The organism is Agrobacterium sp. SORGH_AS_0745, from assembly GCF_030818995.1.
GTDB lineage: Bacteria > Pseudomonadota > Alphaproteobacteria > Rhizobiales > Rhizobiaceae > Agrobacterium > Agrobacterium tumefaciens.
This window is the reverse complement of the sequence record NZ_JAUTBI010000003.1, coordinates 2,666,926-2,691,093: the sequence shown is the minus strand read 5'-3', so window position 1 is coordinate 2,691,093 and position 24,168 is coordinate 2,666,926. Positions and strand designations below refer to the sequence as shown.

The 24,168-nt window shown below is 59.2% G+C and carries 21 protein-coding genes and 1 other RNA gene; 18 read left to right on the top strand and 4 right to left on the bottom strand.

Annotated elements, in window-relative coordinates; all coding sequences use genetic code 11:
• Positions 1–45 precede the first annotated feature (45 nt).
• Positions 46–1,257, bottom strand: coding sequence for a pyrophosphate--fructose-6-phosphate 1-phosphotransferase (locus QE432_RS22955; protein WP_003513264.1), 1,212 nt, complete (start codon positions 1,255–1,257; stop codon positions 46–48).
• Between the two features lie 318 nt (positions 1,258–1,575).
• Between QE432_RS22955 and QE432_RS22950 the strand changes: the two genes are divergently transcribed.
• The 6 genes from QE432_RS22950 to rnpB all read left to right on the top strand — a co-directional run bounded on the left by QE432_RS22950 (position 1,576) and on the right by rnpB (position 6,972).
• Entirely contained in the window at positions 1,576–2,316 is a 741-nt protein-coding gene (locus tag QE432_RS22950) for a J domain-containing protein (RefSeq protein ID WP_013636520.1), read from the top strand.
• A complete protein-coding gene (locus tag QE432_RS22945; protein ID WP_038491639.1) occupies positions 2,313–3,092 on the top strand; it encodes an N-acetylmuramoyl-L-alanine amidase in 780 nt (259 codons plus the stop codon). Before QE432_RS22950 ends, QE432_RS22945 begins: the two co-directional genes overlap by 4 nt.
• 247 nt (positions 3,093–3,339) lie before the next feature.
• Positions 3,340–3,879, top strand: coding sequence for a lytic transglycosylase domain-containing protein (locus QE432_RS22940; protein ID WP_003513258.1), 540 nt, complete (start codon positions 3,340–3,342; stop codon positions 3,877–3,879).
• 186 nt (positions 3,880–4,065) lie between these two features.
• Positions 4,066–5,253 carry an FAD-dependent oxidoreductase gene (locus QE432_RS22935; protein WP_306625844.1) on the top strand — a complete coding sequence of 396 codons (1,188 nt, stop codon included), beginning with the start codon at positions 4,066–4,068 and terminating at the stop codon, positions 5,251–5,253.
• A gap of 66 nt (positions 5,254–5,319) precedes the next feature.
• On the top strand, positions 5,320–6,510 hold the full coding sequence (locus QE432_RS22930) for an FAD-dependent oxidoreductase (protein WP_306625842.1): 1,191 nt from the start codon (positions 5,320–5,322) through the stop codon (positions 6,508–6,510).
• Positions 6,511–6,566: 56 nt separating this feature from the next.
• An RNA gene (gene rnpB, locus QE432_RS22925) (RNase P RNA component class A) lies at positions 6,567–6,972 on the top strand.
• Between the two features lie 26 nt (positions 6,973–6,998).
• Here rnpB and QE432_RS22920 read toward each other — a convergent pair.
• From QE432_RS22920 to QE432_RS22910, 3 genes are read right to left on the bottom strand one after another with little or no spacing between them, the layout of a single operon-like run.
• Positions 6,999–8,156 (bottom strand): glutathionylspermidine synthase family protein, encoded by a 1,158-nt coding sequence (locus QE432_RS22920; protein ID WP_112682117.1) that lies wholly within the window; start codon positions 8,154–8,156, stop codon positions 6,999–7,001.
• A gap of 1 nt (position 8,157) precedes the next feature.
• Complete coding sequence (locus QE432_RS22915) at positions 8,158–8,754, bottom strand: DUF1190 domain-containing protein (RefSeq protein ID WP_306625840.1); 597 nt, start codon at positions 8,752–8,754, stop codon at positions 8,158–8,160.
• 9 nt (positions 8,755–8,763) lie between these two features.
• Positions 8,764–9,165 (bottom strand): DUF350 domain-containing protein, encoded by a 402-nt coding sequence (locus tag QE432_RS22910; protein WP_003513245.1) that lies wholly within the window; start codon positions 9,163–9,165, stop codon positions 8,764–8,766.
• Positions 9,166–9,786: 621 nt separating this feature from the next.
• Here QE432_RS22910 and mraZ point away from each other — a divergent pair.
• The 12 genes from mraZ to murB are packed head-to-tail and all read left to right on the top strand — an operon-like array spanning position 9,787 to position 23,734.
• The gene (gene mraZ, locus QE432_RS22905) at positions 9,787–10,227 is read left to right on the top strand and encodes a division/cell wall cluster transcriptional repressor MraZ (protein WP_003513235.1); all 441 of its coding nucleotides are present in this window, start codon (positions 9,787–9,789) and stop codon (positions 10,225–10,227) included.
• A gap of 14 nt (positions 10,228–10,241) precedes the next feature.
• Positions 10,242–11,267 carry a 16S rRNA (cytosine(1402)-N(4))-methyltransferase RsmH gene (gene rsmH / locus QE432_RS22900; protein WP_013636514.1) on the top strand — a complete coding sequence of 342 codons (1,026 nt, stop codon included), beginning with the start codon at positions 10,242–10,244 and terminating at the stop codon, positions 11,265–11,267.
• A 1-nt stretch (position 11,268) separates the two neighbouring features.
• Positions 11,269–11,829, top strand: a complete 561-nt coding sequence (gene ftsL, locus QE432_RS22895; RefSeq protein WP_019565277.1) for a cell division protein FtsL — start codon at positions 11,269–11,271, stop codon at positions 11,827–11,829.
• On the top strand, positions 11,829–13,571 hold the full coding sequence (locus QE432_RS22890; protein ID WP_003513230.1) for a peptidoglycan D,D-transpeptidase FtsI family protein: 1,743 nt from the start codon (positions 11,829–11,831) through the stop codon (positions 13,569–13,571). The genes ftsL and QE432_RS22890 overlap by 1 nt, the downstream gene beginning before the upstream one ends.
• Positions 13,572–13,630: 59 nt before the next feature.
• Positions 13,631–15,091: a UDP-N-acetylmuramoyl-L-alanyl-D-glutamate--2,6-diaminopimelate ligase gene (locus tag QE432_RS22885; protein ID WP_013636513.1), complete on the top strand. Its 1,461-nt coding sequence runs from the start codon at positions 13,631–13,633 to the stop codon at positions 15,089–15,091.
• Entirely contained in the window at positions 15,088–16,521 is a 1,434-nt protein-coding gene (locus QE432_RS22880) for a UDP-N-acetylmuramoylalanyl-D-glutamyl-2,6-diaminopimelate--D-alanyl-D-alanine ligase (RefSeq protein WP_112682113.1), read from the top strand. Before QE432_RS22885 ends, QE432_RS22880 begins: the two co-directional genes overlap by 4 nt.
• 23 nt (positions 16,522–16,544) lie before the next feature.
• The gene (gene mraY / locus QE432_RS22875; protein WP_003513226.1) at positions 16,545–17,645 is read left to right on the top strand and encodes a phospho-N-acetylmuramoyl-pentapeptide-transferase; all 1,101 of its coding nucleotides are present in this window, start codon (positions 16,545–16,547) and stop codon (positions 17,643–17,645) included.
• Between the two features lie 3 nt (positions 17,646–17,648).
• The gene (gene murD, locus QE432_RS22870) at positions 17,649–19,058 is read left to right on the top strand and encodes a UDP-N-acetylmuramoyl-L-alanine--D-glutamate ligase (protein WP_306625838.1); all 1,410 of its coding nucleotides are present in this window, start codon (positions 17,649–17,651) and stop codon (positions 19,056–19,058) included.
• A 4-nt stretch (positions 19,059–19,062) separates the two neighbouring features.
• Positions 19,063–20,217, top strand: a complete 1,155-nt coding sequence (gene ftsW, locus QE432_RS22865; protein ID WP_003513223.1) for a putative lipid II flippase FtsW — start codon at positions 19,063–19,065, stop codon at positions 20,215–20,217.
• A gap of 6 nt (positions 20,218–20,223) precedes the next feature.
• Positions 20,224–21,360, top strand: coding sequence for an undecaprenyldiphospho-muramoylpentapeptide beta-N-acetylglucosaminyltransferase (gene murG, locus QE432_RS22860; RefSeq protein ID WP_306625836.1), 1,137 nt, complete (start codon positions 20,224–20,226; stop codon positions 21,358–21,360).
• On the top strand, positions 21,357–22,772 hold the full coding sequence (gene murC / locus QE432_RS22855; protein WP_306625834.1) for a UDP-N-acetylmuramate--L-alanine ligase: 1,416 nt from the start codon (positions 21,357–21,359) through the stop codon (positions 22,770–22,772). The genes murG and murC overlap by 4 nt, the downstream gene beginning before the upstream one ends.
• Positions 22,769–23,734, top strand: coding sequence for a UDP-N-acetylmuramate dehydrogenase (gene murB, locus QE432_RS22850; protein ID WP_003513214.1), 966 nt, complete (start codon positions 22,769–22,771; stop codon positions 23,732–23,734). Before murC ends, murB begins: the two co-directional genes overlap by 4 nt.
• The last annotated feature ends 434 nt before the right edge of the window (positions 23,735–24,168 follow it).

Here is a 24,168-nt window from a genome sequence, read left to right as displayed (position 1 = left end):
CCTCCTTGCCCTCCCTGTCGCCGCTTTATCCAGCCTATCGTAAAATTAGGCCGCTGTGAACGGTTGACCGACGTGTTCCATCACTTCGGTGAACCATTTTGCAGACAGGTCGAAATGCTTTCCGCCCTTGATACGCGGAAACTCGATGGTCCGCAATTTACCCTTTTGGTCTTCGTCGTGGCCGGTGACGCCCGAGACCTTGTTCAGCGCGCTTTCGACGGCAAGATCGACCATGCCCTGGATGAGGCGCAGATCATCGCCATTGGCGGGAGCGGAGCGGGCGAAGTAACCGGATTTCTGGACCATGGAGCGTTCGGCGCCGATGAGGCCGGCGAATTGCTTCTGGAACCAGCCGCCGACATTGATGGTGTCGATCTTCACATGGCCGAAGGCATCGCGCTTGACGGCCTCACCGGCGGCTTCGCGTTCGGCAACGATGGAATCGAGCCCCGCACCTTCGGAAACGAACAACGTGACGTAGCCGTGTTTGTCCATGATCGCCTTCAGCCGTTCGGCTTCCGCTTCGATGTCAAACGCCATTTCCGGCAGGTAGATGCCGTCTATGTTCTTCATCTGCGTGTTCATCATCAGTCCTTCGACATATTCATTGCCGTTGGTCTTCTGGATGTAGGCGCGGGCGGTCGCAGCCGTCAGCCAGCCGCAATGGCGGCCCATGACTTCGTGGATGACAAAGGTCTTCGGCGCAGCACTCTGCTCGTTGCTGACATTGTCGAAGAAGGAAGCGCCCACTTCGGCCGCGGTCCATGCGCCGAGCGACTGCCTGATCGGAACCACGTCGTTATCCACGGTCTTCGGCAGCCCGACGACGGTCAGATCGTAACCGTTGGCGCCGAGATAGGCGGCAAGGTCGGCGGCCGTCGTGTTGGTGTCGTCGCCGCCGATGGTGTGGAGAATGGTGATGCCGTCGGCAGCCAGCCGTTCGGCGGCAACGCGCAGCGGATTTTCACCCTCTTTCACCAGCCCGCGCTTGGCACAATCGGCAGCGTTGGTGAGCTTTACGCGGCTGTTGCCGATCGGCGATCCGCCATAACGGTGCAGCAGATGCGCCTTTTCGCGCATGTCCTTGTTGATCTCGATCCGGTCGCCCAGAAGCACGCCCTGATAGCCGGAACGATAGGCCACAATGTCAATATCAGGCGCGACGTCGCTATAACGCTCGATCAGGCCGCCAACGGCTGAAGAGAGACAGGGAGCAAGGCCACCCGCGGTCAGCATTGCGACTTTCTGTTTGGCCATTGTGGCTCTCCTTTGCTTGGATAGAAAGATATGTCTGGCAAATGGATGCGACAGCCACGTGTAGGTGTAAAGTGAATTTATCACGAAAAATGCCGATTTCTCGCGGTTTTTCAGCAGCTTGGGCAAAGAAGCCGAATATAATCGTTTCAATCGCCTCCAACCTTGCACCAGGCTTCGCCGTCTGTGGAAAACCGTTGCTCTCCCGTTTGCCGCCCCCTTGCTCCTGAAGAAAAACTGTCGCAAAAATGAATAAAAGTTAATGCCGCAGCGGCGCCGCGCATATTGCATTCACGGCGATATGCCGTCATGCTTGGCGTCATGATGTTCGATTTCGCCTGTTTGCATATTTCATCCCTGTGGGAACGGCTGCTCGGCGCGATCGGTGACGCGGCAGGCAGCACGCTCGGTCGCGTGGTAGAGGCGATCCGGACCCTTTTCGAGGGAGACCCGGAGACCCGCCGCAAGGTTTCTTTTTCCGTGGCCATTATCGCGCTGTCGGCAAAGATGGCCAAGGCAGACGGTGTCGTGAACGACGCCGAAGTGCGCGCCTTCCGGCAGATTTTCGATTTTCCTGAAGAAGAAGCCAGAAACGTTGCCCGCCTTTATAATCTCGCACGCCAGGACGTTGCGGGATACGAGGCCTATGCCGAACGTCTTGCCGGTCTTTGCGGCTCAGGCCATGACAATTGCGAGATGCTGGAAAGCGTCATCGATGGCCTGTTCCACATCGCCAAGGCAGACGGCTTGATCCACGAGCGGGAACTGGCGTTCCTCGGCCGTATCGCGGAAATCTTCCATATTACCGAAGATCATTTCGAAACGATTATGGCACGCCACGTTCATATGGATGGGCGCGATCCCTATCGCGTACTTGGCGTTTCGCCCTCGGACGACTTTCTGGATATTCGCAAGCGTTACCGTTCGCTGGTTGCCGAGCACCATCCGGACAAGCTCATCGCGCGCGGTGTGCCGATGGAATTGCACGCTGCCGCGAATGAGCGTATGGCGGCCCTCAATGCCGCCTATGAGGCCATCGAGAAAGAACGCCGCGTCGCATGAGTGAATTTCTGCCGGATTTCAACCCGGATTTCGGGGGCGCAACCATTGCGCCTTCTCCCAACCACGGCGAAAGACAGGGCGTGGCAGGCCCGGATATCATTCTCCTGCACTATACCGGCATGACGACAGCCGATGGCGCTCTTTCGTGGCTCTGCAATCCCGAAAGCCAGGTCTCCAGCCACTATTTCGTTTTTGAAGACGGGCGTGTCATGCAGCTTGTTGCGGAAACTCGCCGCGCCTGGCATGCGGGCAAAAGCAGCTGGGCGGGGGAGGCGGACATCAATTCCCGCTCCATCGGGATTGAAATCGCCAATCAGGGCCATCCGGGCGGCCTGCCGGAATTTCCGGAAAAACAGGTGGCTGCCGTCATCGAATTGTGTCGCGATTGCGGCCAGCGGTGGTCTATCGCCCCTGAAAGGGTGCTTGCGCATTCCGATGTGGCGCCGATCCGCAAGGTTGATCCGGGTGAAAAATTCCCATGGGACATCCTGTCGCGGCACGGTGTCGGTCATTGGGTGGAGCCTGCGCCGATCCGCGGCGGACGTTTTTTTCAGCGCGGCGATCACGGTCAGCCGGTGGAAGCGCTCCAGTCCATGCTATCCATTTACGGATATGGCGTTGAAATAACAGGCGCATATTGCGAAAAAACAGAAGGTGCCGTGGCCGCCTTTCAGCGGCATTTCCGCCCGGCGCTGGTGGATGGTATCGCGGATTTTTCCACGATCGACACGCTGCATCGGCTGATTGCCAGCCTTCCGAAATTTTCGGCCGTTTGAACGCCGTTTCTGGAAAAGCCTTCCCCGTTTCCCGGTCGCGCAAGTCGATTTTTTTGTTGTGCCACAGTTAATCCGCATTGAGGAAGTCTAAGAGCCGCAGTGGACGCGGTGCTGTTCTTCAGGGGAGCTTGCCGTCAATATCAATCAAGGAGACTGGACGGTAGAAGGTCGTAATCGACTTTCCGCGCGCTGGACGTTTTTATCGTTTCATTGTTCCGGTTATCCGATCTGGAGACTATTTCAACAGATGAACAGAGTTTTTGTTGCTGTCGCAGCGGGCGTTGCTATGCTCGTTTCGCAGGCGGGGATTGCTTTTGCCAAAGACGAGGACGTCAAGACCAAAACCGTGACGCTGGGGACCTTCTTCCGTACGCCCGGTTATCCCGTTCCCGAAAAGAGCCTGCCTTCGTCGCTCAAGAACGACTATTCCGATCTGATCGTCAAATATGCCAAGCGTTACGGCGTCCCCACCAATCTGGCCCATGCCGTCGTTTCTGTAGAAAGCAAGTTCAACCCTAGGGCTCGCGGCAGCGCAGGCGAGGTCGGGCTGATGCAGATCAAGCCGGCAACGGCGCGCATGATGGGCTTTCGCGGCACGACCAAAGCCCTCTTCGACCCCGAGACCAATATTCGCTGGGGCATGCAATATCTGGCAACCGCACACCAGCTTGGCGGCGGTGAGGTTTGCAGCACGATCCTGCGTTACAATGCCGGCCACGGCGCCACCCGCATGAACCCGGTGTCCAAGCGTTATTGCGGCAAGGTCCAGGCGCTTCTGGCCAGCTGAGGTCTTTTGCTGAAGCGTGTCGTGATGTTTCAGATTGGCGATAAGCTTTAAGTCCTCGTTTTATCGCATCTCGTTATTGCAAAACCGCTGCACGCTCTTGCGCGGCATGTTTCGGACGTCACGAAAATCGATTCCGGTTTATGCGTGCATGCTGTAGTCAGGAGCAAACCTGATGCGGAGCATGACATGCCGGATTTCAAATATATCGTGGTCGGTGCCGGAATGATGGGTGCGGCGGCAGCGAGGCACCTTTCGGCGCAAACGGATGGCGTGGCGCTGATCGGGCCGGATGAACCCGCCGATCGCAAGACCCATACCGGTGTGTTTTCAAGTCACTATGACGAGGCGCGCATCACCCGTGGTTTCGATGGCGATCCCGTCTGGGCGGAGCTGGCGCAACGCTCCATCCGGCGCTATGCCGAGATCGAAGCAAAAAGCGGCATCCGTTTCTTCACCGAAGCGGGCTGTCTGTTTACCGGAAACGGCAAGGGGCTTGCCGGAGACTACGTTTCGCGAGCCTTGGTCTCGACCGACCGTCTCGGTCTTGGCGTGGAAACGATCGGCGGCGATGCGCTGGCTCCCCGGTTCCCGATGTTTTCCCTGCCGTCGGATCACGACGGTTACTTCGAGGCGCAGAATGCCGGCCACGTCAATCCGCGTGCGCTTGTGAGGGCGCAATGCACGATTGCTGCTGCGCAGGGCGCGCGACTGATCCGCGAGACGGCGGCGCATGTTCGCGATACCTCCCAAGGAGTGGAAGTTTCCACCAGGGAAGGGGCCGTACACACGGCCGAAAAGGTCATAGTGGCCGCTGGCGGTTTCACCAACATGGCTGATCTTCTGCCTTCCCCGGTCGATATGGCGGCAACGGGCCGCACCATCGTGTTTTTCGAACTCGACGAAGCAAGGCAGGCCCTCTTCGGCTCCATGCCCTCGAGCATCGTGCTGGCGGAGACCGAGGACGATATCGTCTATATTCTGCCCCCTGTGCGTTACCCCGACGGCAAGGTCTATCTGAAGATCGGCGGTGAGAGCGAAAAGGGCAGGCTGGAAACGCTGGCCGAAGCAGTCGGCTGGTTTCATTCCGACGGCACGCCGGGCGAAGTGGAATTCCTGACGAAACGGGCGCTATCGCTCATGCCGGAACTTGCGGGCTGCCCCGTGACCTCTGGTTCCTGCGTCGCATCCATTACTCGTAGCGGTTATCCATATATAGGCTATACGCAATCTTCCAATATCGCGGTTCTGACCGGTGGCAATTTCGTTTCCGCCAAGTCTTCCGACGAAATCGGGCGGCTAGGCGCGGTGCTGCTTCTGCATGGCCAGCTGACCGAGAGTGATTTTGCCGCCGAAATGTCGCCGGTTTTTATCTGACATTCAGCAGCGAAGTGGCTACAAAATCGCAGCTGTACTAGAGCGGGTTGAGGCGAAGAGGGCGGCATGTCGGGACATTTCAAATATATCGTTGTCGGTCGTGGCATGATGGGTGCTGCCGCCGCCCGCCATCTGGCGGAAACCACCGAAGGTGTGGCCCTGATCGGCCCCGGTGAACCTGCCGACATCAAGTCACATCCGGGTGTTTTCGCCAGCCATTATGATGAGGCGCGCATTACCCGCACCATTGATGGCGATGCGGACTGGGCACTGCTCGCCAACCGCTCGATCGCGCGCTACACCGACATCGCGGCAAGGAGCGGCGTGAATTTTTACGCTCCCGTCGGCTGCCTGATGGTTGGGCCTGAACGCGGTGGCGACAATCCCTTTGTCGACAACGTCTGTGAGGCAGCGGCGCGTCTGCGGGTTTCCACGGAAATTCTTGACGACGCAGGTCTGAAAAGCGCCTTTCCCTATTTCTTCTTCGAGCCGGGCTGCGAGGGCGTGTTCGAAAAGGACAATGCCGGTTACGTCAATCCGCGCGCGCTGGTGAACGCGCAGAGCGTTCTGGCAGACAAAGCCGGCGTTACGCTCATCGACGATATAGTCGTCTCAACGCGGGAAGAGGCTGGCCGTGCACGCGTCGAGACGGCCTCGGGTGCGGTTTATACAGCAGACCGGGTGCTGGTCGCTGCGGGTGGCTTTTCGATAACGAAGGATTTGTTGCCGCAGCCCGTCGCTCTCAATGTCTATGCGCGCACCGTCGCCTTCTTCGAGGTGGACGAGGCGGAGCTGGGACAATATGCGGGCATGCCGTCGCTGATTTACGAGCCGCGCGACACGATGAAACATATCTATCTCCTGCCGCCCGTCCGTTATCCCGATGGCAGGTTCTATCTGAAAATCGGCGGCGATCCCGATGATAAGAAGCTCGATAGCGATCCCGAAATCCGCGCATGGTTCCGTTCCGGCGGGCGCGAAAGCGTTCGCGACCATCTCTCTGCCATCGTCGGGACCTTGGTGCCATCCATCGACCGGTCGCGCATTTCCATGGCCGCCTGCGTAGTGTCCAAAACGCCGGGCGGTTATCCGGCCATCGGCTTTACGACGTCACCGCGCATTGCTGTTCTGACTGGCGGCAACGGTACGGCAGCCAAGAGTTCCGACGAGATCGGGCGGTTAGGCGCCCTGTTGCTGCGGGATGGAAAAATTGGCAACGACGCCTATGCAACGGATTTCAAGCCTGCATTTCTTTGATCTTCCGTTACGCTTTTCGGTGGCTTTCGCCAAAGAACATGGGTATTGACGCCATGCCAGTTGGCTGGGCAGCCGCGCTTTACCAATGTCGAAAGACGGTAAGGTGAGGAAAGTCCGGGCTCCACGGAAATACGGTGCCGGATAACGTCCGGCGGGGGCGACCCCAGGGAAAGTGCCACAGAGAGCAAACCGCCATGCCTGGCATGGTAAGGGTGAAAGGGTGGGGTAAGAGCCCACCGCGCCGCTGGTGACAGTGGTGGCAAGGTAAACCCCACCGGGAGCAAGACCGAATAGGGATGACACGGGGCGCGGGCGAAAGCCTTCGTCTACAGCCGGTTTCCGGGCCCGTCATCCGGGTGGGTTGCGAGAGGCGGCATGCAAATGCCGTCCCAGATGAATGGCTGCCACGTTCCGGGTCAAACCGGGGCCATACAGAACCCGGCTTACAGGCCAACTGGCGAATTTCCTGCCGCTTTTTTCGGTGGCGATCAGCCCTCGATGATATGGGGCACGTAGCGGGAGAGATTTGCGGTGATAGGTGACGCGTCCTCGCGAATCCCGAGCCCGCAGGGCCGATCGGCGACGATCCAGCTTCCTAACACGGCGTATCCGAAATCGCTCTTGAACAATGGTGCGTAGGCCTGAAAAACGTACCCCTCTTGGCCATAATTGCCGGGGGCCGATAAAATTTCGCGCCGGTTTCGGTAAAGGCTGACATTTTCGCCTTCACGCGAAAGAAGCGGCTTCACCACGTAATCCTGTAATTGATATATTTCAGGATCGTCCGGGAAGAAACTCGGGAGCAGATTCGGGTGATTGGGATGCCGCTGCCAGAGCAAAGGCAGCAGGCCTTTGTTCGACAGCACGGCTTTCCAGGCCGGCTCGATGAAAATATCGCCTTGCGCAGGCAGATGCGTGGCAAAAGATTCTCGTAACATGTATTCCCAGGGATAAAGCTTGAAGCAGCGTTCGATGACGCGACTTTGAAGGTCAGCATAACGCCCGCACGCATCGATGCCGATGTCTCTGATATCGAGGAATTGGGCACGGTGGCCCGCCTGAATGGCGCAGTCCATGAGATAAATCGTCGTGCCGCAATCCTCGGCGTTGTCGCTCACCGCCGCGAAATGGAAAATCCTGTCTCGCGAGAATTGCCCGAAGGCCTCAATCAAGGCTTCCTGAACCGAGTTGAACTGGTCGGTTTGCGGCGGGAGCGTTCCAAGGGCGACCTGATCGGTCAGCCAGTTATATTGGAAATATCCCGTTTCGAATACGGAAGTGGGCGTGTCGGCGTTGTATTCCAGCAGCTTTGCAGGGCCATGCCCGTCATAGGCAAGATCGAAGCGGCCATACAGGTGGCGGTCGCACCGCCGCCAAGAATTTCGAATGACATCATGGTGATCGCGGGGGATGGCAAGACGGGTTAAAGCCTCCTCACTGTGTACGATGTCGGCGACGAGATCCATGCACATGTCGTGCAGGATCTGGCTCGGTTCTTCGATGTCGCGCTCGATTTCAGCCAGTCCAAAGCAATAGGCTGCATCGTCCACCCAGTAAGGCTCGCCATGCATTTCATGGAAGGAGAAACCGACAGCATTGGCTTTCTCGCGCCAATCCGGGCGCGGCGGGACTGTGATGCGGCGCATGTCAGCTTCCTGAAAAGGAGTGGCCGCCGAATCCACCACGGCCCTTGACGTTCGTTTTGGCGTTGGACGTCTTCACGTCATTCGCTAGCGCGCCTCCTCCTGACGTGATTCCCCCGCCGCCTTGGTCCTGTTTACTGGCCGTCACATCCGGTATGACGAGGTCGCCGTTGCGTTTTCGATAGGCCGACATCGCACCGTTGGAACCCGACTCGCTGTTTTTCTGCCTGCGGCGATAGTTGCTGTAGTCGGCAAAGTTCTCGATGGACCGAGGCATAACAAAACCGGCGGGTGAGGGTGTGAAGACACCTATGCCGGTGGGGTTAGTGGAATTGAGATTTTGTTTCAGCTCAAAGCAGTTTCCCGCGCCGTATTCCATTTCACATGCGACCATATTGAGAAATTTAGGTGCAGTGGAGAGGTGATGTTGGCCGGCGTCTTCGGATGCCGCTTGGCAAGCCTTGGGATAGACACCGGAGGCAACGCATTTTTCAACTGAGGTATAAAGAACCTCTTCCTCCGATGAAAAAGCCATAAAAAGGCCTATTGCGGCAATCGTACCGAGGGCGAGACGCGGGTGTTCTGTCACGTCCAAATACATGTCTGTTCCTCAATAGGCCATGCAGGCGGCGTTTAAAATCCCGATGACCACAGCGATGCCGCCGCTCCAGAGCCCGGCCGCAACGTTATCCTCGGTGATTTTCAGGTGCAGGTCGGTCATGGAGAGTTTGGCGATGTAGAATGCGAGAACCTGTACCAGCAGGCCGATCACTGCCCAGACGATATAGTCGGGGAGGCTGACGGAATTAGCCGCCGCCGAGGCGAGCGGCAGGCTGAAGCCGATCAGTGCCCCCAAAAAAGCGACGACGGCGGCAAAGTTGCCGGCCTTGATCAACTCCCCCTCGCGGTGGGGAGTAAGGCGGGTGTAAATAGCGGAAAAGGTTGCCAGGCAGAGCAGGCCGATCAGAAAATAACTTAAGAAGGCAGGTAAGCCTGCCACGTAATTCGGCATTATTGTCTCACAATGAAAAACACAACTTCAGAAATCAAAATCAATTGAAAGTTTAAAAAGTCAAGCGTCGCGGCGTTGTTGTTTGTAGAGAATGACGGTTCTGGCTGAGCGCAACATGCGCATTGCTTCGGCGTCAAATCGAACCTCTGCAACTGGTCTATCGCTAAATCACACAGATAGCCGTAACACCAACCAAGCTGGCATTCCCACGGCAGCATCAGAGCGCCTTTTGCGATTTAAGTGGCGCGTGTTCGGCGAGGGTTGCCAAGTATCTGTTTCGCAAGCAAAAAATGGGCATATCGACCCAAGTTTTATTTGTTTCCGCTGGCACATGAGTTCGCGAAGTAAACCATTCGTTAAACTTAACGGCTTATGAATTTCCGATGCGGAGTCGGTATCGTGCCGGCTTCTCCCATTGACGCCCATAGTGTCCCATGGTATCCCAAATGCACACCACACTGGGTCGTGTTTTTGACCCGCAATCGCTGAAACGAGTGAGGAGCCTGCAACGGGCTGCTGCAGGGCATGTCGCCCTGACGCTTGGCGATGTGTCGTGCGTACCGGTGTTGTCTGTGGGGCGGATGATTCGCTTTGTGGAATGCGGTTTTGGCGAGTTGAGTAATGGACCGCTTTTTATCGAACGTAACGAACAGGATCGACGCCAAGGGGCGCGTTTCGGTTCCGTCTCCGTTTCGTTCGGTGCTGGCACAGCGTGGGATTCAGGAGCTTTATTGCCTTCAGGATTTCGCGTTTCCGGCAATCAGTGTCGGCGGTCCGGATTTGCTGGAGCGCTACGAGCGGCAGATCGCGTCCATGGATGCCTTCTCGCCGGAGGCGAACGCAATGTCGCTGCTGGTACACGGCGGCGGCGTTTTCATGAAGCTCGATCAGGAAGGTCGGTTGATGGTGACGGATTTCGTCCGGGAATTTACCGGCATATCCACGGATGTCACCTTCGTTGGACGAGCGGATCATTTTCAGCTTTGGCAACCGCAGGCGTTTTTGGCGGCGCAGGCGGCAGCAAGAGCGGGGCGCGGTTTTTCGGCTGCACGCCCCGCATAGGACGGGGACACGGAATGGCGGCGAATTCTGGCGGGCGATCTTCTGATGCCGGTGAGGGACCTCAGCGTCACATCCCGGTCCTGCTTCGCGAAGTGATCGCTGCGCTCGAACCCGCATCCGGCAAGGTCATCCTCGACGGCACTTTCGGCGCCGGCGGCTACACCCAGGCAATTCTCGATCAAGGTGCCAATGTCATCGCGCTTGACCGCGATCCGAACGCGATCGCCGGCGGCCAGGCCATGGTTGCTGCAAATGGCGGCAGGCTTACCCTCATTCAATCGCAATTTTCCGATCTGGCAAGGCACGCGCCGGAAGGCGGTCTTGACGGCGTGGTTCTCGATATCGGCGTTTCCTCCATGCAGATAGACGAGGCCGAGCGCGGTTTTTCCTTCCAGAAGAACGGTCCTCTCGACATGCGCATGTCCAGCTCCGGCGTTTCGGCGGCGGATGTCGTCAATCGCGCCAAGGTCGGCGATCTCATCCGCATCTTCGGTTTTCTCGGCGAGGAAAAGCAGCCGGGCCGCATCGCCCGCGCCATCGAGAAGAGGAGGGCGGAAGAGCCATTCCGCACCACGCGTGATCTGGCGGGCCTCATTGAAATCGTTACGCCGCGCAAGGCTAAAGACAAGATCCATCCCGCAACACGGGTGTTTCAGGCGCTGCGCGTTTTCGTCAATGACGAACTCGGCGAATTGGCGCAGGCCCTGTTTGCTGCCGAGCGGGCCTTGAAGCCCGGCGGCCGGCTGGTTGTCGTCACGTTCCATTCGCTCGAAGACCGCATCGTCAAGAAATTCTTCTCCGAACGTTCCGGAAAGGCGGCGGGTTCCCGCCATCTGCCGATGGTGGAAGACAAGCCCGCCATTTTCGAAAATATCGGCAAGCCGATGGTCGCTGCAAGCGACGAGGAGGCGGAGATCAATCCGCGGGCCCGTTCGGCCAAGCTGCGCGCTGGCCTGCGCACGGCGGCACCTGCCCGGGCGGCAGATTTTTCGATTTTCGAACTTCCCGATCTCGCCAGCCTTGAAAAGATGGGAGGCTGATATGCTGCGCACATTCGATGTCGTGTTGATGGGGGTCATGGTCGCTGCGGCGGTGGTGACCTATTCGATCAAGCACAAGACCGATCTCAAGCTGGAACAGGTCCGCAAGCTCGAGACCGAAATCAAGCTCGAAAAAGACACGATCGATCTTTTGCGGGCCGACTGGGCACTGCTGACGCAGCCGAACCGCCTCCATCGTCTCGTGAATGCCTATCAGGACGAGCTTGGCCTTTCGCCGACGCTGCCGACACAATTGGCGCAGCCGCGCGAATTGCCGATGCTGCGCTCGCAATTGCCGCAGCCGCCCGAGCCGGAAGGCATGAGCGTTGCGGATGTCATCGCCGCTGCCGTCAACGGCTCCAAGCCGGGCGCTACGCTTGGCGGAACTGCCAAGAAAAAATCACCGCCCGCCGGCCAGATTGCCGCCAATGGCGCTCCTGTTCCAACACCGCGGGCGCGTGTTTCCCGTCCCACGGCGGCTCCGGCTCCTGCCGTCGCCGCTGTCGCAGGCGATGAAGATGGCGAAATGGATGAAACCATAACTGGATCGGTGGACCGCTGATGTCTTTTCTCTCCCGCGTCATGGTTCTGAAGAGCAAGGCTCACTTTTCCGCCAGCACCACCGGCATTCACACTGACCATGCTGCTTTCGAGGGCGCTCGCAAGAAGAGGGCGGCCCAGGCGAAAAGCCGCGTCGGTCTCATCATTTTCGGCTTCATCGCCTTTTACGGCGTCGTGGGCGGCCGTCTGGTGCAATATGGCCTTGCCGAGCAGGAAACGGTTTCGAGCATTGCACCTGCCGACCGGCTGATGGCGTCGCGTCCCGATCTTCTTGATCGTAACGGCGAGGTTCTGGCGACCGATATCCGCACCGTGTCGCTGTTTGCAGAGCCGCATCGCATCGTCGATATTGACGAAGCCATCGAGAAGCTGCGCACTGTATTGCCGGATCTCGACCAGCGCGGCACCTATCAGAAGCTTTCCTCCAATTCGCGCTTTCAGTGGCTGCGCCGTCAGTTGACGCCGAAGCAGCAGAGCCAGATCCTGGCGCTCGGCATTCCCGGTGTCGGTTTCCGCCCGGAAAAGCGCCGCTTCTACCCTGGCGGGCCAACAGCTGCCCATGTTGTCGGTCACGTCAATATCGACAATCGCGGTGTTGCCGGAATGGAACGTTACGTCGACAGCCAGGGACTGGCCGATCTGACGGCGCTCGGCATGACCAGCGATCAGCCGCTGGAGCCGGTGAAGCTATCCATCGATCTACGCGTCCAGTCCATCGTGCGTGAAGTCGTGACCTCGGCCATTACCAAGTTCCAGGCGATCGGCGCGGGGGCTGTGGTTCTGGATGTGCATACCGGCGAAGTGCTAGCTATGGCCTCCGTGCCGGATTATGATCCGAACAACCCGGCAGAAGGTGCCAAGGAGGGATGGCTCAACCGCATGTCGAACGGCACGTTCGAAATGGGCTCCACCTTTAAATCCTTCACCATTGCCATGGGTCTCGATTCGGGTCGCGTCCGCCTGGGTGATATGTTCGACGCGCGTTATCCGATCCGCATCGGTGGCTTCACCATCAAGGACTTCCACGGCAAGGGCCGCATGCTCTCGGTGCCGGAAATCTTCCAGTATTCGTCGAACATCGGTACGGCAAAAATCGCCGACACCGTGGGTACCGAAGGACACAAGGAATTCCTGACGCGGCTTGGCCTTCTGACGCGCATGCAGACCGAGCTGCCTGAAGTGGCGCTGCCTTCGCAGCCCCGCGAATGGAAGAAGATCAACTCGATCACCATTTCATTCGGCCACGGCGTTTCAACAACGCCGTTGCAGACAGCAGTTGCCGGTGCCGCGCTCGTCAATGGTGGGAAGTTGATCGAGCCGACATTCCTGCCGCGCACGCGCGAACAGGCGGATCAGGTCGCAAAACAGGTGCTGAAGCCCGGCGCCAGCAAGGATATGCGCTTCCTTTTCGAATGGAACGGTGTCAACGGTTCTGGCCGTAATGCGCGCGTCGACGGTTTCAATGTCGGCGGCAAGACCGGTACGGCTGACAAGGTCGTCAATGGGCGTTATGTGCATGACAAGAACTTCAATGCCTTCCTTTCGGCATTCCCGATGGACGACCCGCAATATGTGGTGCTCTCCTTCATCGACGAACCGAAGACGGACAAGGGCAATGGCGCGGCACTTGCAGGCACATCGGCTGCGCCGATGGTGCACGATATCATTAGCCGCACGGCGGCAGTGCTGGGCGTGAAGCCGAAGTTCGGCAAGGATGGCTCGGCCTTGCTCGTGTCTTATTGATTGTTAGAGCTTATGGTGTTCCGGCGAATCGCGCCGGGGGGACAAGACGGACACAGTCGATGAATTTGCGAGATATATCCGGGACGGCGTTTCCGGAATTGAATGAATTGCTCCTGTCTGAGATAGGGGCAATCGAAATCGGGGGAATTACCGCAGACAGCCGCAAGGCTGCGCCCGGCAGCCTGTTCGTGGCGGTTGCGGGAACCAAGGCGGATGGCGCGGCCTATGTGAAGGACGCGGTCGCCAAGGGTGCGGTCGCCGTCGTTTCCGGGCATGCGGTGGATGCCGATGTGCCGGTCCTCGCTGTCACTGACCCGCGCCTCTACCTTTCGCTCGCCGCTTCCCGTTTTTATGGAAAACAGCCGGAAACCATGGTCGCCGTTACCGGCACCGCGGGAAAGACCTCCGTTGCCTCCTTCGTGCGGCAAATCTGGGCTTTCGCTGGCCATGCCGCCGCCCAGATCGGTACGACGGGTGTCATCGCTCCCGGCCGCGAAGATTATGGCGCGCTTACCACACCTGATCCGGTGACGCTGCATGCGCTTCTCGCCGAGCTTGCTGCCGAAGGCGTGACCCATGCAGCCATGGAAGCTTCGAGCCACGGCCTCGACCAGCGTCGCCTTGACGGCGTGAAGCTCGCTGCGGCCGGTTTCACCAATCTCGGCCGTGATCACATGGATTATCACCCGACCATCGAGGACTACATGGCCGCGAAGATGCGGCTGTTCGACACGCTGATGGAAAAGGGCGCGCCAGCCGTCATTTTTGCCGACGACCCTTGGTCGGATAAGGCCATTCGCGCCGCCGCGGATGCAGGCCTCAATGTGCGCACCGTTGGCCGGAAGGGCGATTATCTGACGCTGAAGCGTGTAGAGCATTTCCGTCACAAGCAGCTGATCGAAGTGCACCATGACGGCGTGATCCACGAAGTCGACATTCCGCTGGCCGGCGATTTTCAGGTAGCCAATGCTCTCGTCGCCGCCGGTCTTGCCATGTCCACCGGCGTTTCCGCCGCAACGGCCATGAAGGCGCTTGAAAAGCTGATCGGTGCTGCCGGTCGCCTGGAACTTGTGGGCCAGACGAAGAACGGCGCGCTTGCCTATGTGGATTATGCCCACAAGCCGGATGCGCTTGAAAATGTTCTGACCTCGGTCAGGCCCTTCACCTCCGGCCGCATCATCACCGTCTTCGGCTGCGGCGGCGACCGTGACAAGGGCAAGCGCCCGATCATGGGCGAAGTGGCGACACGACTTTCCGACATCGTCATCGTTACCGACGACAATCCGCGCTCGGAAGACGCTGCAACGATCCGTTCCGAAGTCATGGCGGCTGCGCCGGGTGCGTTGGAAATTGGCGATAGGGCAGAGGCGATCCGTCACGCGGTGTCGCTGCTTTCGAACGGCGATACGCTGATCGTCGCGGGCAAGGGGCATGAAGAGGGGCAGATCGTCGGTTCCGTGACGCTGCCGTTTTCCGATCATGAACAGGTGCGTACCGCGCTGGAAGGATTGAAGATTTGAATTGGTTATGGACAGTCGCCGACATGATCGCCATCACGGCAGGGCGTCCCGTCGGGAACCTGCCGACCGGTATCACCGGCATTTCCATCGACAGCCGGACTGTGAAGGCTGGTGAAGCATTTTTCGCCATCAAGGGCGATAGGGTCGACGGCCATGACTATACGAGTTTTGCTGTCGCCAATGGTGCGGGCCTGCTGGTCGTCGCCGAAGGCAAGCTGCCGGCCCTCGGCCGCCTGACCGTGCCCATGATCGTCGTGGAGGATGTCCTCGCGGCGCTTGGCAAGCTCGCCATTGCGGCGCGTGAAAGGACCACGGCGCGGATCATCGCGGTGACCGGTTCTGTCGGCAAGACGACGACGAAGGAAATGTTGCGGCAGGCTCTGGCGCCTTCGGGCCGGGTTCATGCGGCGGTGGCGTCCTTCAACAATCACTGGGGTGTGCCGCTGACGTTGGCGCGCATGCCCGCCGATACCGAATTCGGCGTTTTCGAAATCGGTATGAACCACTCCGGCGAAATCCGTCCGCTGGTCAAGATGGTACGTCCGCATGTCGCGATCATTACCACCATCGCGCCAGCTCATTTGGGCAATTTCAAGAACATAGAAGAGATCGCGAGCGCCAAGGCGGAGATATTCGAAGGGTTGGAGGAGGGCGGCTTCGTCATCCTCAACCGTGACAACGCCCAGTTCGAGCAACTTGAAGAAGCGGCGCAGGACCAGGGTATCGAGCATATCCTGACCTTCGGGCAGCATGCCAAGGCCGATTTCCGGCTGGCCGATTTCGAAAGCACGTCCACGGGCTCGACCATCTGGGCGATCCTGAACGGCGAAACGAGCGAATTGCACCTGAACATTCCCGGCAGGCATATTGCCGACAACGCCATGGCGGTGCTTGGCGCTGTTGCCGTTACCGGCGCCAATCTCGACCGCGCCTTCGAGGTGCTCGGAACGCTCGAGGCAGTCAAGGGGCGCGGACAGCGCCATCGCCTGACGATTGAAAGCGGTTCCTTCCTGCTGATCGATGAGAGCTACAACGCCAACCCCGCCTCCATGCGGGCGGCGATTGCCGTGCTTGCGGAAACAGAAACGCAGGGTTATGGCCGTCGCGTTGCCGTTCTCGGCGACATGCTGGAGATGGGCGAATTCTCAGCCCAGCTACACGAGGAACTGGCCGGACCGCTGCTGGCGGGTGGTATCGAACATGTCTGGCTGGCGGGGGAGGCGATGGCCGCCCTTCGCGATGCGCTTCCGGAGAGTGTAACTGTCATCTGGTTCCCGACGACAGCTGAACTTGCCGATTTTGCCCTGCAATGGGTGCAACCGGGCGATGCGCTGATGGTAAAATCGTCACTTGGGCTGGGTTTCGGCAAGATTGTCGCGGCACTGCTTGACAAGTATCCGGCATTCCCCGAGACGGAACGCCAAGTCTGAAATAGCCTTTTGAAAGGGCAATTATGCTGATCTGGCTCGTCGAACTGTCGGATAAAATTCAAGTCTTCAACCTCTTCCGGTACATCACCTTCCGGGCGGGTGCGGCGATGTTCACCTCTGCGTTGATCGTCTTCCTTTTCGGACCGGCGATCATCAATTCGCTGCGCGTGCGCCAGGGCAAGGGCCAGCCGATCCGCGCCGACGGGCCGCAGACGCATTTCAAGAAGGCTGGCACGCCGACCATGGGCGGGCTGATGATCCTCGCCGGTATTCTCGGCGGTTCGCTGCTCTGGGGTGACCTGTCGAACGTCTACGTCGTCGCCGTTCTGATGGTGACGCTCGGCTTCGGGGCTATCGGCTTTTATGACGACTATCTCAAGGTGACGAAGCAGAGCGACAAGGGCTTTTCCGGCAAAGCCCGTCTCGGCATCGAATTCCTGATTGCGGCGATTGCCGTGTTCTTCATGATGAAGGTGGCGCTTGCTTCCGCACCGCACGGCGGCACGCTCGGAAGCTCCATCGCCTTTCCGTTCTTCAAGGAACTCGTGATCAATCTCGGCTATTTCTTCGTGCTGTTCGGTGCTTTCGTGATTGTCGGCGCCGGCAATGCGGTTAACCTGACCGACGGTCTCGATGGTCTCGCCATCGTGCCTGTCATGATTGCAGCCGCCACCTTCGGCGTGATTGCTTATCTCGCCGGTAACGCGGTTTTCGCCAATTATCTGCAGATCAACTTCGTGCCCGGAACGGGTGAGCTCGCTGTCATCGTCGGCGCGGTGGTCGGGGCTGGCCTCGGCTTCCTGTGGTTCAACGCGCCGCCCGCCGCCATCTTCATGGGTGACACGGGTTCGCTGGCGCTCGGCGGCCTCATCGGCTCCATCGCTGTCGCCACCAAGCACGAGATCGTCATGGTCATCGTCGGCGGCCTGTTCGTGATGGAAACGCTCTCGGTCATCATCCAGGTTTTCTGGTTCAAGCGCACCGGCAGGCGCGTTTTTCTGATGGCGCCCATCCACCATCATTTCGAGAAAAAAGGCTGGACGGAAAGCCAGGTGGTCATCCGTTTCTGGATCATTTCCGTCGGTCTGGCGCTGCTCGGCCTCGCTACGCTGAAGCTGAGGTGAGCGATGATCCCGGTCTCGTCGTTCAGAGGTAAGAAGGTCGCGCTTTTCGGGCTTGGCGGTTCGGGCCTCGTCACGGCCCGGGCACTGGTTGCCGGCGGGGCGGATGTTGTTGCTTTCGACGATAATCCCGACAGCGTCGCCAAGGCTGAGGCCGAAGGGATAACGACGGCTGATCTTCGAACGATAGACTGGCATTCCTTTTCGTCTTTCGTGCTCGCACCCGGCGTGCCGCTAACGCATCCGAAGCCGCACTGGTCGGTCGATCTTGCCCGGGCGGCCGGCGTCGAGATTATCGGCGATATCGAGCTTTTCATTCGCGAGCGCCGGGCGCATGCGCCGGATTGCCCCTTCATCGCCATCACCGGCACGAACGGCAAATCCACGACGACCGCACTGATTGCCCATATCCTCAAGGCTTCGGGCCGCGATACACAACTCGGCGGCAATATCGGCACTGCGGTGCTGAGCCTCGATCCGCCGAAAGCGCAACGTTTCTATGTCGTTGAATGCTCGTCCTACCAGATCGATCTGGCGCCGACGATCAATCCGACGGCCGGCATTCTGCTCAATCTGACGCCCGACCATCTCGACCGGCACGGCACCATGCAGCATTATGCCGATGTCAAGGAACGGCTTGTGGCCGGTAGTGGCACGGCAATTGTCGGCGTTGATGACAGCTATTCCACGCTGATCGCCGACCGCATCGAGCGTGCCGGGGTGAAGGTGGAGCGCATTTCCAAGCGCAATGTCGTTTCCGAAGGTCTTTATGCCGAAGGCAGCCGCATCCTGCGGGCGCATGGGGGCAAGTCCTCGCCGCTGGTCGATCTCGACGGCATCCAGACGCTTCGCGGCAGCCACAATGCCCAGAATGCAGCGGCTGCAATTGCCGCATGCCTTGCCGTCGGCGTTTCCGAAGAGGACGTTCGCGCAGGTCTCAAGTCCTTCCCCGGCCTAAAACATCGCATGCAGCCGGTCGGTCGGCGCGGCAATGTCACTTTCGTCAATGACAGCAAGGCAACCAATGCCGATGCCGCAGCACCGGCCTTGTCGAGCTATGAGCGCATCTACTGGATCGCGGGCGGTCTGCCAAAGGCCGGCGGCATTGCCAGCCTTGCGCCCCTGTTTCCGCGCATCGCCAAGGCTTATCTGATCGGCGAGGCGGCGGCGGAATTTGCAGCGACGCTCGGCGAAGCCGTGCCTTATGAAATATCCGGCACGCTGGACAAGGCGGTGCAGCATGCGGCGGCGGATGCGGAAAAAGATGCGACGGCCGGCAGTATCGTGATGTTATCCCCGGCTTGCGCAAGCTTCGACCAATATAAGAACTTTGAAATCAGAGGTGATTCGTTCGTCGCGCAGGTTGCGGCGCTCGATGGCATGACGATGCTCGTTCACTCTGGAAAAGGGGGCTGAGGCCATGGTAAGCCGAGTTGATCGCGGTCCGGTCGCGGAATGGTTCTGGACCATCGACCGTTTCTTTCTGGCGGCGTTCATCGCGCTGATGGGCATCGGCCTGATGCTGTCATTTGCGGCGTCGCCGGCGGTTGCCGAACGCATCGGTCTCAACAGCTTCTTCTTCGTGGAACGTCAGGCGATGTTCATGGTGCCTTCGCTGGCGATCATGATCGGTCTTTCCTTCCTGTCGCCGCGTCAGGTCCGGCGCGTGGCGGTGATGATGCTGATCGCGTCGCTGCTGATGATGATTTTCGCGCTGTTCTTCGGTATCGAGGTCAAGGGCGCACGGCGCTGGATTTCCATCGGCAGCTTCTCGATCCAGCCATCGGAATTCATGAAACCCGCCTTCGTCATTGTCTGCGCCTGGCTGTTTGCCGAACGCGCGCGCCACCCCGAAATTCCCGGTAACCTCTTTGCTATCATCACCTTCGGTATCGTGGCGGCACTTCTGATTGCCCAGCCCGACTTTGGCCAGACCATCCTGACATCGGTGGTTTGGGGCGGCATGTTCTTCATGGCCGGTGTTCCCTGGTTCTGGATCATCGTGCTCGGCGGCCTCGGCGTTCTCGGCATCGTCTCCGCCTATCTGCTCCTGCCGCACGTCGCCGGCCGTATCGACCGTTTCTGGACCGGTGAGGGTGATACCTTCCAGGTGGATACGGCGCGCGAGGCGATCATTCGTGGCGACTGGTTCGGTCGCGGCCCGGGTGAGGGCATCGTCAAGCGTATCATTCCCGACAGCCATACCGACTTCATCTTCTCGGTGGCGGCGGAAGAATTCGGCATTGTTTTCTGCATGTTCCTTGTGGCGATCTTCGCCTTCATCGTGTTGCGCGGCCTCTCGCACGCCTTCAGGGAAAAAGACGATTTCTGCCGCTTTGCCGTGGCCGGTCTGGTCCTGCAGATCGGCATGCAGTCGATGATCAATATCGGCGTTAATCTGGAGCTGATGCCCGCCAAGGGCATGACGCTTCCGCTGATTTCCTATGGTGGTTCGTCGATGATGGCGATCTGCGTCACGGCAGGCTTCCTTCTGGCGCTGACACGCCACAGGCCGGAAAAGAGGGCGCAGGAGCGCAGCTTCTTCCGCGTCGGTTCCGGCGTTCCTGCGGAGTAAATGATCATGAGCAAGGGTATTGTTCTGCTCGCCGCCGGGGGTACCGGCGGCCATGTCTTTCCAGCCGAGGCCTTGGCGCATACGCTGAAAGCGCGCGGTTATCAGGTGCATCTGGTCACCGATAGCCGCGCCGAGCGTTATGCGGGCAAGTTTCCGGCGGAAGAAATTCACGTCGTTCCATCCGCCACCATCGGTTCGAAAAACCCGATTTCCGTGGCGCGTTCGCTGTGGAAGCTGTGGACAGGGCTGCGTTCAGCGCGCCGGCTGATCTCGAAGCTGAAGCCGGTTGCGGTCGTCGGCTTTGGCGGTTATCCCACCGTGCCGCCGCTGCTTGCCTCGACCGGGCTTGGCGTGCCATCGATCATTCACGAGCAGAATGCGGTGATGGGTCGAGCCAACAAGGCGCTGGCGGCCCGTGTGAAGGCGATTGCCGGTGGTTTTCTGCCGCCCGCCAACGGCCAATATTCCGACAAGACGGTTGCGACCGGCAATCCCGTGCGCCCGGCGGTGCTGGCGGCGTCAGAGATACCCTATACGCCTTCACAGACCGGCGAGACGTTCCAGCTCGTGGTTTTCGGTGGCAGCCAGGGAGCGCAGTTCTTTTCCAGCGCGGTTCCGGCGGCGATCTGCCTGTTGAAGGACGAGCAGCGCAAGCGCATCGTCGTGACCCAGCAGGCGCGCCCCGAAGACAAGGACAGCGTGATCTCCTCGTATCAGAAGCTGGGCGTGAAGGCGGATGTCTCGCCTTTCTTCGGCGACATGGCCTCGCGCATCGGTGAGGCCGATCTGGTCATCAGCCGTTCGGGTGCGTCGACGGTATCGGAGCTTTCGGTGATCGGCCGACCCTCGATCCTCGTGCCTTATCCGCATGCGCTGGATCACGATCAGGCGGCCAATGCGGCAGCGCTTTCGGCAGCCGGCGGTGCAAGCGTTATCAAGCAGGCGGAACTGTCGCCGCAGAAGCTCTCCGGCCTTCTCTCCTCGGCGCTGTCCGAGCCGGATCGGTTGTCCGCAACGGCGGCGGCGGCCAGGGCGACAGGAAAACCGCATGCGGCGGATGTACTGGCCGATCTGGTCGAGGCGATTGCGAGCGGAAAGTCCGTACAGGAATTCAAGAAGAACATTGAAGGAGTTGAGGCATGAAGATGCCGAAAGCCATAGGCCTTGTCCATTTCATCGGCATAGGCGGGATCGGCATGAGCGGCATTGCCGAAGTGCTTCACAATCTCGGTCATCGCGTACAGGGCTCCGACCAGGCCGACAGCGCCAATGTGCAGCGCCTGCGCGACAAGGGCATCGAGGTCTTCGTCGGCCACACGGCGGATAATCTCGGTGATGCCGAGGTCGTGGTCGTTTCCACCGCGATCAAGAAGAACAATCCGGAGCTGATCGCCGCGCGGGAAAAACACCTGCCGATCGTTCGCCGTGCGGAAATGCTGGCTGAACTCATGCGTTTCCGCAACGCCATTGCCATCGGTGGCACGCACGGCAAGACCACGACGACCTCGATGGTCGCGACCCTGCTGGAAGCCGGCAATCTCGACCCGACCGTGATCAACGGCGGCATCATCAACGCCTATGGCACCAACGCCCGCATGGGCGAGGGCGAGTGGATGGTGGTGGAGGCCGATGAATCCGATGGCACATTCCTGAAGCTTCCGGCCGATGTGGCCGTGATCACCAATATCGACCCGGAACATCTTGACCACTATGGCAATTTCGACGCCGTGCGCGCTGCTTTCCGGCAGTTCGTGGAGAATGTTCCGTTCTACGGCTTTGGCGTGATGTGTCTCGACCATCCCGAGGTGCAGGCTCTGGTTGGGCGTATCGAAGACCGTAAGGTCATCACCTATGGTGAGAACCCACAGGCCGACGTGCGGTTTTCGAATGTGCGCATCGATGGCACGCGGTCTATCTTCGATGTGGAAATTCGCCGGCGCCGCACCGGCAAGATATTCTCCTTCACGGACCTCGTCCTGCCGATGCCCGGTCGCCACAATGTTTCGAACGCAACGGCTGCGATTGCCGTCGCCAATCGTCTTGGTATTTCGGAAGCGGACATCAAGAAGGGCCTCGCCTCCTTTGCCGGCGTCAAGCGTCGTTTCACGCTGACCGGCGAAGCCAATGGCGTGCAGGTCTTCGACGATTACGGCCACCATCCGGTTGAGATCAAGGCTGTGCTCGCGGCTGCGCGCGAAGCCTGCAAGGGCCGCATCATCGCCGTGCACCAGCCGCACCGCTACAGCCGCCTTTCCAGCCTGTTCGATGATTTCGCGCATTGTTTTAACGATGCCGATACGATTATTCTTGCTCCGGTCTATGCAGCGGGCGAAGATCCGATCGAGGGCGCAAGCTCGGAAGCGCTGGTCTCCGCAATCAAGGCTGCCGGCCATCGCGATGCCCGTTTTCTCGAAAAACGGGAAGGTCTCGCGTCAATGGTTGCAGGCATTGCGAATCCGGGCGATTTCGTGGTTCTCTTGGGGGCCGGAAATATCACGCAATGGGCGGCAGCGCTGCCTTCGGAATTGAAGAGCATATCAGGAAAGTCTGAATGAGACAGGTCGATGGGGTTAAATTGCTGGGGAGGCTCGGCGACGGGGTAAAGGAATTGCGGGGACGTCTGACACCGGATGCGCCCATGGACCGCGTGACGTGGTTCAGAGCCGGCGGTCTTGCGGAAGTCATGTTCCAGCCGCACGATACCGACGATCTGGTTACATTCCTGAAAATCCTTCCGGAGGACGTGCCGTTGACCGTGGTCGGTGTCGGCTCGAACCTTCTGGTGCGCGATGGCGGCATTCCAGGTGTCGTCGTCCGTCTTTCCGCCAAAGGTTTCGGCTCGGTGGAGCTTTCGGGTGAAAACCGCATCAAGGCAGGCGCGATCTGCCCGGACAAGCATATTGCCGCGATGGCCATGGATAATGGCATTGGCGGTTTCCATTTCTATTACGGTATTCCCGGCTCCATCGGCGGCGCGCTGCGCATGAATGCGGGCGCCAACGGCGGTGAAACGCGTGAGCGTGTCGTGGAGGTTTATGCGGTGGACCGTCAGGGCAACCAGCATGTGCTCTCCAATGCGGATATGGATTACAGCTATCGCCACTCCGGCGCCGATGCTGGTCTGATCTTCACCGGCGCCCTGTTTGAGGGTTATCCGGAAGACCGCGCGAAGATCCGCGCCGATATGGACGCCGTGCGTCACCACCGCGAAACCGTGCAGCCGATCCGTGAACAGACCGGTGGATCAACCTTCAAGAACCCCGAAGGTCATTCCGCCTGGGAGCTGATCGACGAAGCGGGCGGTCGCGGTCTGGTCATCGGCGGTGCGCAGATGTCATCGCTGCATTGCAATTTCATGATCAATACCGGCCATGCGACCGGTTACGATCTGGAATATCTGGGCGAGACCATTCGCAAGCGCGTGTTCGAGAAGTCGGGCATTCGGCTGGAGTGGGAAATCAAACGGCTTGGCCTATTCATGCCGGGTCGTGAAGTGGAGCCCTTCCTCGGCGCCTGAAAATTGCGATGCCTCGCGATTGCCATGAGCAACTGCGTTAGCCGTTTCATATCTCTCCTGGCAGCACCAAGCGGCCAGGAGTTTTTGTTTCATATCATCCTTGGCGAAGGGTAACGGTCGATCAATAGTTTTTATCTATAAGCAGTATTTAGATTACGGGAGAGGCAGCGTTGCGCCGCTCTACTGCTTGGGTGATATTTATGAGCATTTTCATTGCCGATCGCGTAAGCGGACAGCTGTCACGTTTTTTAAGCGAACTCGTCGCGATAACGACATTCACCGTGGCGACACCGGATGGATGGCGTCGGCTTGACCCGGTACAGTCATCATTTCGATTGGCTTGCCTGATCGCTTCCATAGCCGCCGTTATCTGTGTCGTTGCGATCCTGACGATTGGCGCAGTTGGACCTAGTCTCGGACTTGAGCAATGGGCT